Raw genomic sequence first — 13549 nt, 5'->3', positions numbered from 1 at the left:
TCATTGTCTTTTCTATTACATATAGATACACTGATAAACAAGTCACATTTTGAATCATCACAGAATATTTATTCGTCCACTTAATGAACAGAATCACCCTACAACAACTTGAATCCTTCCTATGGGAAACCGCTGATATTTTACGTGGCAACATGGATGCCTCAGAATTCAAGGATTATATCTTTGGCATGATGTTTCTGAAACGCCTTTCCGATGCTTTTGAAGAAGAACAGGAGGGCGTGATTGAATATTATAAGAACAAAGGCAAAACAGAAGCGCAAGCTCGTGAACTGGCTGATGATGAGGACGAATACGACAAAACCTTTTTTATCCCAGCCAACGCGCGTTGGGGTGCACTTAAAGACCTAAAGCACGATATTGGTGCTGAACTGAACAAAGCCACTGAAGCCATTGAAGAATACAACCCTGTACTAGAGGGTGTGCTGGTTTCCATTGACTTCAACATCAAAAACAAGCTCTCAGATAAAAAGCTGCGTGACTTGCTGAGTCACTTCAGCAAATATCGCTTGCGTAATAGTGACTTTGAGCGGCCAGATTTACTTGGCACCGCTTATGAATACCTGATCAAAATGTTTGCCGACAGTGCCGGTAAAAAAGGAGGTGAGTTCTATACTCCCTCTGAAGTCGTTGAGTTGCTGGTTGCTTTGCTGAAACCCACAGCGGGTATGCGTGTGTATGACCCTACGTGCGGATCGGGCGGTATGCTTGTGCAAACCCGTAACTATCTTGCTCAACATGGAGTAAACCCAGCCAATCTGTCTTTAGCTGGCCAGGAAATGAATTTGAACACCTGGGCTATCTGCAAAATGAATATGTTCCTGCATGGAGTGTACAGCGCTGATATTCGCAAGGGAGACACCCTGCGCGATCCACAGCATACCCAGCATGGCGAACTCATGACCTTTGATCGCGTTATTGCTAACCCACCTTTTAGCCTGAAAAAATGGGGTAAAGAGGAAGCTGAAAACGACCCTTATGGTCGTTTTCCTTACGGCACCCCACCTAAAGATGCTGGAGACCTGGCTTTTGTTCAGCATATGATTGCCAGCCTGAATGCCGATGGGATGATGGGGGTGGTCATGCCACACGGCGTGTTATTCCGCGGTTCTAGCGAGAAGGAAATTCGCAAAGGTATTCTGAACGACGATCTATTGGAAGCGGTGATTGGCCTGCCTTCTGGGTTGTTTTACGGTACGGGCATTCCGGCCTGTTTGTTGATTGTTAATAAAAACAAACCCGCCGAGCGTACAGGAAAAGTACTGTTTATTAACAGCGAACTGGAATACCAGGAAGGCAAAAACCAGAACAGCTTGCGCCCGCAAGATATTCAGAAAATCGTGCAGACCTTTGAGGGCTTTGCCGAGGTTCGACGTTATTCCAAAGTATTCACCTTGGCTGAGATTGCCGAGAACGACTACAACCTGAATATCCGTCGTTACGCCGATACCAGTCCACCACCAGAAATGTTTGATGTGCGTGCGATTTTGCACGGTGGCATTCCTGTTCGTGAAGTGGGAAGCGACTATATCCGTGAGGAAATACTGGACAGCTTTGATGTGGCTACGGTGTTTGTAAAGCGTGACTCGGACTACTACGAATTCAAACCTGAAATCGATAATAAAGAGAAAATACGTGAAATGGTAGGCGATGCCAGCGCGGCAGTGATTGAGCAGCTGGAACGCTGGTGGGATAAGTATCGTGTATCGCTGAAAGAGCTGGATATAGAAATGGCTAAGGCTGAACGGGTTATGGAAGGGTATTTGCAGGAGCTGGGGTATGAGTAAAGCTGTTCCTGAAGGTTGGGCTATTCAATCGCTGGACGGAAAAGTTCATATATTGTCAGGCTTTCCGTTTAAATCATCGTTATTTACAGATGATTCTGATTATATGGGAATCATCCGTATACGAGACTTAGAAAAGCAAAGCATAGAAACCTTCTATGCTGGGGACTTTGAAGAAACGTATGTTATTAGTAGAGGTGACATCCTAATAGGAATGGATGGCGACTTTAACATTGTAAAATGGAATACAAAGAATGCGCTTTTAAATCAGCGAGTATGCAAAGTAAGAGCAGAAACAGACTCTGGTTTTGACACTGATTTTTTATTTCAGTCACTCAAAGAGGATTTGCATAGTATTAATGCATCAACTGGAGCAACTACAGTTAAGCATCTTTCGGTAAAAGATATTAGGGGGATAGAAAAGGCGTATCCACCACTCCCCGAACAACAAAAAATTGCCACCATCCTGTCATCTGTCGATGATGTAATCGAAAAAACACGGACACAGATCGACAAGCTGAAAGACCTAAAAACCGGCATGATGCAGGAGTTGTTGACCAAAGGGATTGGGCACACCGAATTTAAAGATTCGCCAGTGGGGCGAATTCCAACAGCTTGGGATGTTGTTGAGCTTGGCGATATTGCTAAGCTTGAGCGTGGTCGATTTTCTCATAGACCCCGAAATGATCCTCATTTTTATGGCGGCAATATTCCTTTTTTGCAGACAGGTGATATACCAAAAGAAGCACCTCAGATTACATATTTCTCCCAGACTTTGAATGAAAAAGGGTTAAAGGTAAGTAAGCTATTCCCGAAAGGTACGCTGGTGATAACCATCGCAGCAACTATTGGTGAAATAGGTGTTTTGGAATTTGACTCATGCTTTCCTGATAGCTTAGTTGGTATTAAGGTTAATCAGAAAAAAGTAAAACCTATGTTTATTTTGTATCTGATGAGACACCTAAAAAGCGAGCTGGAAAGTCTTGCGCCGCAAACGGCACAAAAAAATATCAACTTAGACATTCTTCAGTTATTTCAAATACCTTTACCTAGTATTGAAGAGCAAGAGTTGATAGCTAACTCTATGGGTTCAGTTGATGTTAGGCTTAATATTTTACTTGAAAAAATTGAGCGCATAAAAAGTATAAAAAAAGCCCTTATGCAAGACCTGCTCACCGGCAAGGTTCGCGTCAAACCCAATGAATCAGCGGCCATATAAAATGTCTGATCCCAAGCCTTGGAAATCCATTGAAGAACAGCCCGCTATTCTGCAAAGCGGTGGGTTACAGGTCGATAATGAACCCATCGCACGCAACTATTTAGCGCGTATCGGTTACTATCGTTTAAATGGCTACTGGTATCCAATGCGAGAAATTTGTAACGACTGGAAAAGGTAAGGATTGCGAGGGCAGAAATGAGAACCGGCGCGTACATAAATGCAGGGGCGCCGATCATATTGAAGTAAATTGTAGGTAGAAAGCCGTATGTTGTCAATTAGGCTGTCAGTAAAAATCCCGAATTAAGAGGCGAGTGGCACGATGTTTCAAGATGAAGAGCTAAAAGTAGAGCAACCCGCCATCGCCCAGTTGATTCAGCTGGGTTGGTCTTATGTGCCTGGCGCAAGCCTTGCGCCGGTTGCTGCCAGCAAGGAGGCACCACCCACAACAGAGCGTGCCTATTATCGTGATGTCGTGCTGGTGAATCGGCTTGAGTCAGCGTTGCGTAAGCTCAATCCATGGATCAGTGATGAAAACCTGCGTAAGGTGATGCGTGACATTACCCACCCCATTTTTGCAGGGCTAATGGAATACAACCATGCCATCTATCAGATGATGGTGAATTACATTTCGGTTGAGCAGGATCTCGGCAAGGGCCGTAAAGGCCAAACCGTCAAGATCATAGATTTTGAAAACGTCGCAAACAATGATTTCCTGTGTACCAACCAGCTTAAGATTGAAGGAACAAACCAGAACATCATTCCGGACATTGTTTGCTTTGTGAATGGCCTGCCCTTGACAATTATTGAATGCAAATCGCCCTATGTAGCGGATGCTGTTGCCGAAGGGATCAACCAGATGCGCCGTTATGCGAATCTGCGTCAGCCTGAAACGGATGAGGGTGTACAGAAATTGTTCTGGTACAACCAGTTAATGGTTTCTACTTGCCGGGATCAGGCAAGAGTGGGAACCATTAGCTCCAGTGCACAGCATTATGGTGAGTGGAAAGATGCTTATCCAGCCACTGATGCGAATATTCTGGCCTTACGTAAAAATACGGTTCCTGAAACCTCAGCACATCCTGTACTTAATGATCTGCCATATCCCGATTATCTTCAGGATATTGAGCAAACCATTTCTCCTTTTAATGGCCTACCAGCCGAAGTAACAGCACAAGAACGTTTGCTTATGGGTATGTTCAGTCCCGCCAACTTCTTGGATGTCATTCAGAATTTCATTCTTTATGAACCGATAGACGGCAGATTGATCAAGAAAGTAGCCCGATATCAGCAATTTCGTGCCGTTAACAGGGTAGTTGAACGTCTAAAGATTGGTAAAACCCGTGAAGACAAGTCTGGTGTTGTCTGGCATACCCAAGGATCTGGTAAATCACTGACCATGGTGATGTTGGCCGTTAAAATGCGCCGTGACCCCGAACTTCAGCAATACAAGTTGGTGTTTGTTACTGACCGTACTCAATTGGATAGCCAATTGTCGGCCACTTTTCGTAACGCCCAGAACGAAACCGTTTATAACGCGGGATCGGTAGCTGAATTAAAAGAATTATTGCAAAAAGATGCTTCTGATATTGTGACTGCGATGGTGCAAAAATTCCAGGAAGCGGAAACCGAGGGCGACTTTACCGAACTGAACACCAGCGACAAGATTATTGTGCTGGCCGATGAAGCGCACCGTACCCAGTTTGGTGGTTTGGCCATGACAATTAACGCCGCCTTACCCAATGCACCCAAAATTGGTTTTACAGGGACACCACTGTTAAAAAGCCAAAAGAAAATGGAATCGGCCTTTGGGGATTATATCGACAAGTATAAAATCAACGAAGCCGTTGAAGATGGTGCGACTGTTCGCATTATTTACGAAGGTCGCCAGGTACAGACTGATGTAATAGGCGATTCACTGGATGCCCTGTTTGAGGAATATTTCAGGGCATACAGCAATGATGAGAAACGTGAGATCAAGAAAAAATATGGGGTGGAACGTGCCGTACGCGAAGCGCCTGCCCGTATACGTTGGGTGTGTATAGATCTGTTAAAGCATTACCGTGAACATATTCAACCCAATGGTTTCAAGGCCATGATTGTGGTTGGAAGCCGTCATGCCGCCACGGTTTTCAAAAAGACTCTCGATGAACTGGAAGCGCCGCCTTCTGAAGTTATCATTTCGGCTAGTCACAATGACCCTGCCTACCTGGCACAATACTCTGATAAGACTCGTCAGAAACAGATTATCCAGAACTTTACCAAGCCATTTGACGAAGACCCTACTGCCTTTTTGATAGTAAAGGATATGCTGCTAACTGGTTTTGATGCCCCGATTGCGCAGGTAATGTATATTGACCGTGGTTTGAAAGACCATACCCTGATGCAAGCCATTGCACGTGTAAATAGAACCTATAAGGGCAAACAGGCCGGTTTTATTGTGGATTATTATGGATTATCCGACTACCTGACTGCGGCGTTGGACATGTTCAGTAGTGAAGATGTGGAAGGTTCTTATTTCACCCTGAAAGATGAAATTCCCAAATTAAAAGCGACTCATACGCGCGTGGCAAGTATATTTAGCAGTATTAAAAGTCAGGATATTGATGATTACGTCCTGTTATTGAAAGATGAGGACTTGCGACAACAGTTTGAAATCACATTTAAGCGATTTGCCCGGCAAATGGAGATCGTATTGCCGGATACTGCGGCTAAACCTTTCATACCCAGCCTGAAGCTTTGGGGGAAAATACAGAATGCTGCCCGTAACCGTTACCGCGACCCGGGTTTGAATATACGGGATGTCGGTGAAAAAGTTCGTAAACTGGTGGACGAACATATTATCAGCACTGGTGTTGATCCAAAGATACCCCCCATTGATCTGATGGATATCAACTTCAAGCACTCTGTTAATCAGATCAAATCACCCGAATCACGCGCTTCTGAAATTGAAAGCGCGATCAAACATCATATTTCCATTAACCTGGAGGAAGATCCGGAATATTACCGATCCCTTAGCCTGCGCCTGCGCGATATCATTGAAAAAACTAATGGCAAGTGGGAACAGCAGGTGGAGTTATTGCTGCATATGGTGGATAACATTGAGTCTGAGCACCAGCAGGCAGCCGATGACCTGGGTATGAACCAGACTGAATATGCCTTCTATAATATCCTTATGGCTGAAGTTTTACGTCATGAAGAAGTTGATATGGTTAGTGATTCTGTTCATGATGAAATTAAAATAAACAGTCAGGCACTGGTAAGCGTTTTTGAGGAAGCCACAGGAATCGTTGATTTTTTTGATAAGCCTGATGAAATCAAACGTATGGATAAGGAAATAAAACGAGCTATTGTAGATTGTACGTTTTATGATAAATCACTGGTTAATGCAGTGCAGAAACGTTTCATGGAGTTGGCTAGAACCAAGTTCGGAAAATGATGGTGATGACAGACATGCAAACCGAATATCGTGATGGCAATGATTTCATTGTCGAAGTTATTCGCACTGACCGCAGAAAAACGGCGGATATCCGTGTAGAGGATGGTGCCGTTTCCATTATTGTACCCAGGCATATTGCCACTGAAAAGATTGATCAGTTATTGATAAGCAAACGCAAATGGATAAAGGAAAAAATTCTTTTGCAGCGCGATTTGTCACCTACCAGTCATAAAGAATTCTTGTCTGGTGAATCCTTTCCTTATCTAGGCCGCAATTACCGGCTAAAAGTGGAAAAGGGCAATTTCTGTCCTGTAAAGCTTGTAGAGGGAAGGTTATTAGTAACCGTCCCTTTGGGCAGCGAGCAACCTCATATGATTCGCAATGCGTTGGTACGCTGGTACAAAAAGCAGGCGCAACAAAAAATGCATGAGAAAGTAAAGCGTTTTGCTCCCATTGTGGGGGTAGAACCTAAAGGAGTTGAAATAAAGTTCTTCAAATCTCGTTGGGGCAGTTGTACCGTCAATGGCAAACTGGAATTTAACTGGATGATTTTGATGGCACCTAATCGGATGGTTGATTATGTTGTGAAACATGAGCTGTGCCACCTGATTCATCACGATCACTCACCTGAATTTTGGAAAGAAGTCGCACGGGTAATGCCCGATTACCAGGAATGCAGGGAATGGTTGCGGGTTAATGGAATGAAACTTAGGGTTTAAATTTAAATGAGGCTAAAAGTATCAATAACTATATTTGATAACATTGGATAAAGTTGATGAATAACTTCGAGTGATTTCCGATATTCTATAAAGGTTATAGCTAAAATCAGGGGTTTTCACGCGATAGGCGTGATATCAAATGTAAAGGGATTGACCAATCAATGTATCTCGCTGAATTGTCTATTAAAGGTTTTCGTAAGCTAAACAATATTCATCTCAAATTTCGACCAGGTCTAAACGTAGTGGTTGGGCCTAATAATGTTGGCAAAACTGCCATTGTTGATGCATTACGAGCTCTGCTCTCCACTACAGATGATGGCGCAATACGATTAGACGAGTACGATCTTGCTATTGACGTCAAGGGAATTAAGGCCTCTAGCATTATGTTCACGTATATTTTCAGAGGATTATCCGAAAAGGAAGAGGCTGATTTCCTAATAGCATTAAAGCCAGAACCAAATGAGTCGGGCGAGACAGGACGATATGAAGCACACTTTTCCGTTCGATACAGCGTTTCCCCGTTTGGTGGTCGTCTACGACCAAAACGCTGGTGCGGAGAACATGAAGAAAATGCAATTAATAGTGATATGCTGGAAGAACTTAGAGCTATTTATCTTCCTCCCCTACGGGATCCAGCATCAGGTTTAAAGCCCAATAGAGCAAGTCAGTTAGCTCGCTTAATAGACAGGCTTGCGGATGAAGATGCAAAAAAAGATTTGGTAAATACTCTTAAGGTATTTGAAGATGATTTGGCCAAAAAAGCCCCTGTTTCAAAAGCACAAGAAGCTGTTGTTTCTCAGCATGAGGAGATGCTGGGACCCGTATTAAAGCAAGCGTTAAAAGTGGGGCTAACCCCACCAGATTTCCAGCGAATAGCCGCACGCCTATCACTTGCCATTGAAAATTTGGATGTTGAACAAAACGGGCTGGGTTACAACAACCTTATCTATATGGCAGTTGTGCTCAGCGAGCTATCACTAAACCCTGATGCTGCTTATAAAGCACTTATTGTTGAAGAACCCGAAGCCCACTTACATCCTCAACTGCAAGCAGTTCTGCTTCAATACCTTGAGTCAAAAGAAATTGCAGACAAAGGTGAAAAGGCTGTTCAAGTCTTCGTAACAAGTCATTCCCCCAACTTTGCTAGTATTGCCCATATTGACACTATCTGCTGCGTACATCAAGGAGTGGAGGGAACTAATGCATTTAGCCCGCGTGAGATTAAATTTGAAAAAGCGAAGAAAGAAAAATTACAGCGCTATCTTGATGTAACTCGAGCAGAACTTTTTTTTGCCCGGCGTATAATTTTTGTTGAAGGTGTGGCAGAACTTTTTATCGTAGCAGCTCTCGCTGAAAAACAAGGCATTAATTTAAAAAAACATTCCGTCAGTATTCTAAGTACTGAAGGCTTAAATTTTGATTGTTTTCTGCCTCTTTTTGGAAAAAATTCACTTAATGTTCGAGTCGCGCTTCTAACCGATGCGGATCCCCCAAAAAATTCATATCCTGAATTAAAAACGCCTTTAGAGCTCTCGGCAACTGCTAACTCATTAAAAAAACAAGAATCAGAATTTGTCCGTCCTTTTTTCGCACAAAAAACACTTGAGTATGACTTGGCACTGCAAGCTGAAAATCAAGTATCAATGCTTACGGCATTAGAGGACTTACATCCTGGAATAGGTAAAACGTTACGAAATAAAGTTAACGAAACTGATGTTGCTGATAAACCAAAGGTATTGTTCAACGGACTGTTTGCCAGAGAGGAGGGCACTAATATTAAAAAGGGTGCCTATGCACAAGCGTTGGTGCAAGTCATATCCAGTAAAGAAGTAACTTTTCTCTCTCCGCCATATATTCAAGAAGTATTTGCTTTTATTACGAAGGAGTAATTGTGTCGTTTCGGAGTACGCCAGAGCAATCTGAAATTATTTCTGCAGAATTAGTATCTCAACGTATCGTTGCATGTGCTGGTAGTGGAAAAACTGCTACAGCAGTTCGTAGGGTATTTGAAATTCGTAAACGACTCATAGCTCAGAGCGGTCATGTAGCTTTACTCTCGTACTCTAATACAGCAGTCAATACCTTTAGGAAAGCATATGAATTACTATGTGCAGAAAGTCCTCAACTATCCCGTCGAGTTTTGATTGCAACCGTTGACTCGTTCATGACCTCTCAAATTCTCCTGCCTCATGCAAGTCGAATGATGGGCTGTACTCGACAGCCGTTTCTTGTCCATGGAAATGAACTTTTTCTCAAGAATTGTAGAGTATTTAATGGTTCCCATAACGTGGATATTGAGTATTTGCATGTTTCAATCGATACGGATGGTGGTATTGCATTTACAGAGTCCTCCAGCCGAGGGCGTCGAAAATCTGTGTCGCCTATAGACGCCAAAAATGCAATTAATAAGCTAGCAAAATTTGGGGCTTATACACACGAGTTAGGCAGGTACTGGTCATTGATGACGATTGGGAAAGAGAATAGGCTATTAGAAATTCTTGCACGTAAATATCCTTACATCTTAGTAGATGAGGCTCAGGATATAGGGTCAATGCATGGTGTATTGTTGTCATTGCTTCAGGAGGCAGGCTCCACGGTGTCTCTCATTGGAGATCCAAATCAGGCAATTTATGAGTTCGCTGAAGCAGACGGTTCATATCTACGAAATTTTAAGCCTCCAAACGGAGGATATTGTCAGAATCTGACGGAAAATTGGCGATCAGTGTATGACATTGTCAATGTTGCTAATCAGTTAACTGCGGCAAACAGCAAAACAGCTAGAGAAGTACCAACTCGCAAACATGGTGCCTTTCTGATTCAATATGACCCGAAAAAGTTAACCGAACTTCTTTCAACATTTTCAAATATTCTACAGTCAAACGGATATACTAAAGTAGAGGCGTCTGTGATTTGCAGAGGAACTGCTCTTCTGGAGAAGTTAAGTGGATGTGCAGTTGATATCGGACAAGGTGCAACTGAAAAATTTGCTCGAGCAGCTATCTGTCGTGATAATCTTGGGGATATTTCTGACGCTTTTGAATGGATGTTGGGGGGTATTTTGAAAATCCTCGATAATCCCGAGCATACCCTTAAACATGACATCCTTTCTGGATCGAATGAAATTATTCCAAAAACTATGCGGCGTTTACTTTGGAAATTCCTTAAAAATTCTACGACAGGTTTACCCCATGCACGGCTTAATGCTAAATCTGTTTGGTTGCCTAGCTTGAAAAAGCGTCTCTCTTCGCTGTTAAATGATATTGAAACACAATGCGAACTCAGCAAACTAGAAACCTGGAAGCACAATGTCACTGCAGCAAAACTGAATGACAACTCTCTTTTGCAGGATGATTTTATACCTTCTGAGATGGACGGAATTAACCTTCAAACTGTACACCGAACTAAAGGTGAAAGCATTGGAGCGGTGCTTTATATTGCCAACCCCAAAGATATTTCTAATTTATTAGAAGGCCCTGTTTCTGAGGAAGGGCGTATTGGCTATGTTGCTGTAACTAGAGCTCGAGACTTACTTATATTAGCTGTGCCAGAAACATCATATAAAAGCAAAGCCAAGTTGTTAAAACAAAAAGGATTTATTGACTGGGATTAATGCTAGGGCTTTTCCATAAATTCCACGGTAAGTAATGGGATGGACGCATCAAAGTAAATCGTAGAAGTAGTTTTCAGGTTCGTCTAACTTTTGTTCTGAATATAAATATCAATTAAGGTCTTTGCCTTGAGGGGATCAATAAGGGGTGGAGAGTATGGTCGCGCAGTAATAATGCTGCGTAGTTGATTTGGTGTGATGCAATCGAACGTGCAGTTGATCGCGACACCAAACCCTTTTTTTAGCTCCCATGCCATGCTTTTTACAACTGCACAGCAATCCATACAAATACGTGAGATATCACGCCATAATATACTTCTATATGTGGGGGCATGGGTTTGAAAACCTACTCTTCCGTTCTCGTATTTCACTGTTTGATGCTTTTGTCTTTCGCATATTGGACAGTGCCAACTATGGTCTAATTCTCTCCACATTCTGGCCGAACCACCTTGAGACAGGATGATGGCTTCATAATTTTCAGGTGGTGTAAGACGTGTTTTCTTTTGCTCGGTTCTCCAGCGGCTCCAGTCTGAGTAATGGGAAATCATTTCTTTTTTCAAGGCACGGTGTAATGTTTCGGATGAAAGCCACTTGAAATCGGGTATGTTCCGGTTTTCTAACGTTGGGACAGGAATAAGGCCTGGGGGATATTTTTCGTACCAGTGATCTTGAGTAGCAGCCGCCTTAGCAACCTCAAAGATTAATCTCATCCGCGCAATATAGGCTGGGCGAACAGTTGTCCATATATCTTTTAAATTTTTCTCATCGATTTGATGGGGGGCATGGGAATGTATTCGTATAAATAGGCGGATCTGGCTAATTGAAAACGACTGGTGTTTAAGGTTTGCTTTGTCATATTGAGAGAGTAGTGTTTTTGCTCGGGTATCTGCGTTATTGCAATCCTCACAAACTAGTACACGGTCATATGCCGCAAATGCAGTGGCCATGCGCTCAACTAAGGCCAATCCGGTGCTGGTGTGTTGGCTTATTTTGGTATTTACAAATACTTGGTGAAAAGCATCTTTAAGTGCTTCTGACATGTGATCATGATGCTCAACGAGCTTAGCAAGAATCTGCTTTTTATTGCCCACACGGGAGATTTCAAATTTGCTTCTATTGCAACATGGACATCGCCAATCTTGCGCCGTGCCGATCCAATTACCATTCATTTCAAATGTATCTAACCCATGATACAACTTGATCTGACGAGACAGTGGAGAGTTGGGGCCGTCCAATAAAGTTAGTGTGCCGTCATTGATGCATTGGATTGCTAACTCTAAGGCACACGCACGGTCAGCAGCTTCTTTTTCATAGTCATGGGAATGTTGTCGTACCCATTGCGTCAGAGTATTATCTTTAGTTTTCTGTGTATCGGGCTTTGCACTGCCAACGTTTTCCACCGCTTTTCTCCTTGGATGTCTAAGTCGGATTTTCCATTCCACGTTATGTAGGTTTATTGTAAACTTTCGACGAACCATGCATTGACCTAATATCTAACGTGATCATTATGTTTTTACTTAGGCTCAGAAGGCAATGAATTATGTACGTCTGGAAAAATCACCTTTTCAATATTCTCATTTAATATGAAAAAATATCGGCTATTCTCATTTATTCTGAAAATTACAAAAATATTGTTTTCACAATTAATGAGAAATTCCTTAAAAATCAAAGAGGCCATTCTCACTAATTGTGAAATCCTACAAGTATTTGTTGGTTTCGGGAATGGTTGGCCAGAGTTTATGAAATAAATTGGCCAACGCGCTTCCTGGTTATGAAGCGGCTGTCTTTTCAGGCAGCCGTTTTTTTATGGGTGTGCCTATCGCAATGATGTGGCAGCAAGGTTATTTGCGGATCAACTCACTCATCGACTAGGTCAAACTGTGATAGTAGAGAATATGGGTGGCGCAAATGGAACAATTGGTTTCGAGTCTTGCTAGAGCAAAACTGGATGGTTATACGCTAGCCGTTGCCTCAAAGTAAACGTTCGGTATTCTCATTACTTGTGAAATCCTACATGAGTTAGCTATGACCACTTTAGGGTAGCCTGTTGTTACGCTTAAATTTTACTTGGTTAATATGAATACTTGAAATAGTTGTTTATATTCAATATTAACCAAGAAATTATAATATTAGCCGAACGTTAAAATAGGTTCTGTTTTTGACTGTAATTCTTCACGGGTGACGCCTGGCGCCAACTCTCTGACTGCCAGTCCTGTTTCAGTAACGTCAATGACGGCAAGATCAGTAATGATTTGATTTACTACTTTTTTTCCTGTCAGAGGTAAAGAGCATGTGTTTAGTATTTTCATTTCGCCGTTACGGGCGACGTGTTCCATGAGAACAATGACACGCCGTGCACCACCAACCAAGTCCATGGCACCACCCATTCCCTTGACCATTTTGCCAGGAATCATCCAGTTTGCCAGATCGCCGGATGCGCTCACCTGCATGCCGCCAAGAATTGTCAGATCCATATGACCGCCCCGGATCATGGCAAATGACATGGAAGATGAACATATTGATGCTCCAGGAACAGTTGTTATCGTTTGCTTGGCAGCATCGATCATATCCGGATTTATTTCATCTTCGTAAGGAGGGGGACCTATGCCAATCAGCCCGTTTTCCGACTGTAACCATACCTGCAAGTTTTCAGGTACGTATTGCACCACTTTGGTAGGCAAGCCAATGCCGAGGTTCACATAGTCGCCGTCGTTTAATTCCTGCGCGGCGCGCGCAGCCATTTGTTCGTGTGTCCAAGCCATGATT

Annotated in this window: 9 protein-coding genes; 7 read left to right on the top strand and 2 right to left on the bottom strand. The window is 42.8% G+C overall.

Going from position 1 to position 13549, the window contains the following annotated elements:
- Window positions 1-83 precede the first annotated feature (83 nt).
- The 7 genes from IE074_RS04820 to IE074_RS04790 all read left to right on the top strand — a co-directional run bounded on the left by IE074_RS04820 (window position 84) and on the right by IE074_RS04790 (window position 10786).
- Window positions 84-1805: a type I restriction-modification system subunit M gene (locus IE074_RS04820; RefSeq protein ID WP_189384306.1), complete on the top strand. Its 1722-nt coding sequence runs from the start codon at window positions 84-86 to the stop codon at window positions 1803-1805.
- On the top strand, window positions 1798-3021 hold the full coding sequence (locus IE074_RS04815; RefSeq protein ID WP_189384305.1) for a restriction endonuclease subunit S: 1224 nt from the start codon (window positions 1798-1800) through the stop codon (window positions 3019-3021). Before IE074_RS04820 ends, IE074_RS04815 begins: the two co-directional genes overlap by 8 nt.
- A 1-nt stretch (window position 3022) precedes the next feature.
- The gene (locus IE074_RS04810; protein ID WP_189384304.1) at window positions 3023-3199 is read left to right on the top strand and encodes a hypothetical protein; all 177 of its coding nucleotides are present in this window, start codon (window positions 3023-3025) and stop codon (window positions 3197-3199) included.
- 141 nt (window positions 3200-3340) lie between these two features.
- Window positions 3341-6457: a type I restriction endonuclease subunit R gene (locus IE074_RS04805; RefSeq protein WP_189384303.1), complete on the top strand. Its 3117-nt coding sequence runs from the start codon at window positions 3341-3343 to the stop codon at window positions 6455-6457.
- A gap of 5 nt (window positions 6458-6462) precedes the next feature.
- Window positions 6463-7176 (top strand): M48 family metallopeptidase, encoded by a 714-nt coding sequence (locus IE074_RS04800; RefSeq protein WP_189384302.1) that lies wholly within the window; start codon window positions 6463-6465, stop codon window positions 7174-7176.
- 161 nt (window positions 7177-7337) lie between these two features.
- Window positions 7338-9065, top strand: coding sequence for an ATP-dependent nuclease (locus IE074_RS04795; RefSeq protein WP_189384301.1), 1728 nt, complete (start codon window positions 7338-7340; stop codon window positions 9063-9065).
- Window positions 9066-9067: 2 nt separating this feature from the next.
- Window positions 9068-10786 carry a UvrD-helicase domain-containing protein gene (locus IE074_RS04790; protein ID WP_189384300.1) on the top strand — a complete coding sequence of 573 codons (1719 nt, stop codon included), beginning with the start codon at window positions 9068-9070 and terminating at the stop codon, window positions 10784-10786.
- A gap of 83 nt (window positions 10787-10869) precedes the next feature.
- On the opposite strand, the gene IE074_RS04785 is transcribed toward IE074_RS04790, so the two are convergent.
- On the bottom strand, window positions 10870-12183 hold the full coding sequence (locus IE074_RS04785; protein WP_189384299.1) for a hypothetical protein: 1314 nt from the start codon (window positions 12181-12183) through the stop codon (window positions 10870-10872).
- A 729-nt stretch (window positions 12184-12912) separates the two neighbouring features.
- A complete protein-coding gene (locus IE074_RS04775; RefSeq protein WP_189384298.1) occupies window positions 12913-13545 on the bottom strand; it encodes a CoA transferase subunit B in 633 nt (210 codons plus the stop codon).
- Window positions 13546-13549: the final 4 nt, after the last annotated feature.

This window comes from Advenella faeciporci (genome assembly GCF_014652395.1).
Classification (GTDB): Bacteria; Pseudomonadota; Gammaproteobacteria; order Burkholderiales; family Burkholderiaceae_B; genus Advenella; species Advenella faeciporci.
The sequence above is the reverse complement of the archived record's forward strand: the minus strand, read 5'-3'. Positions and strand labels throughout refer to the sequence as shown.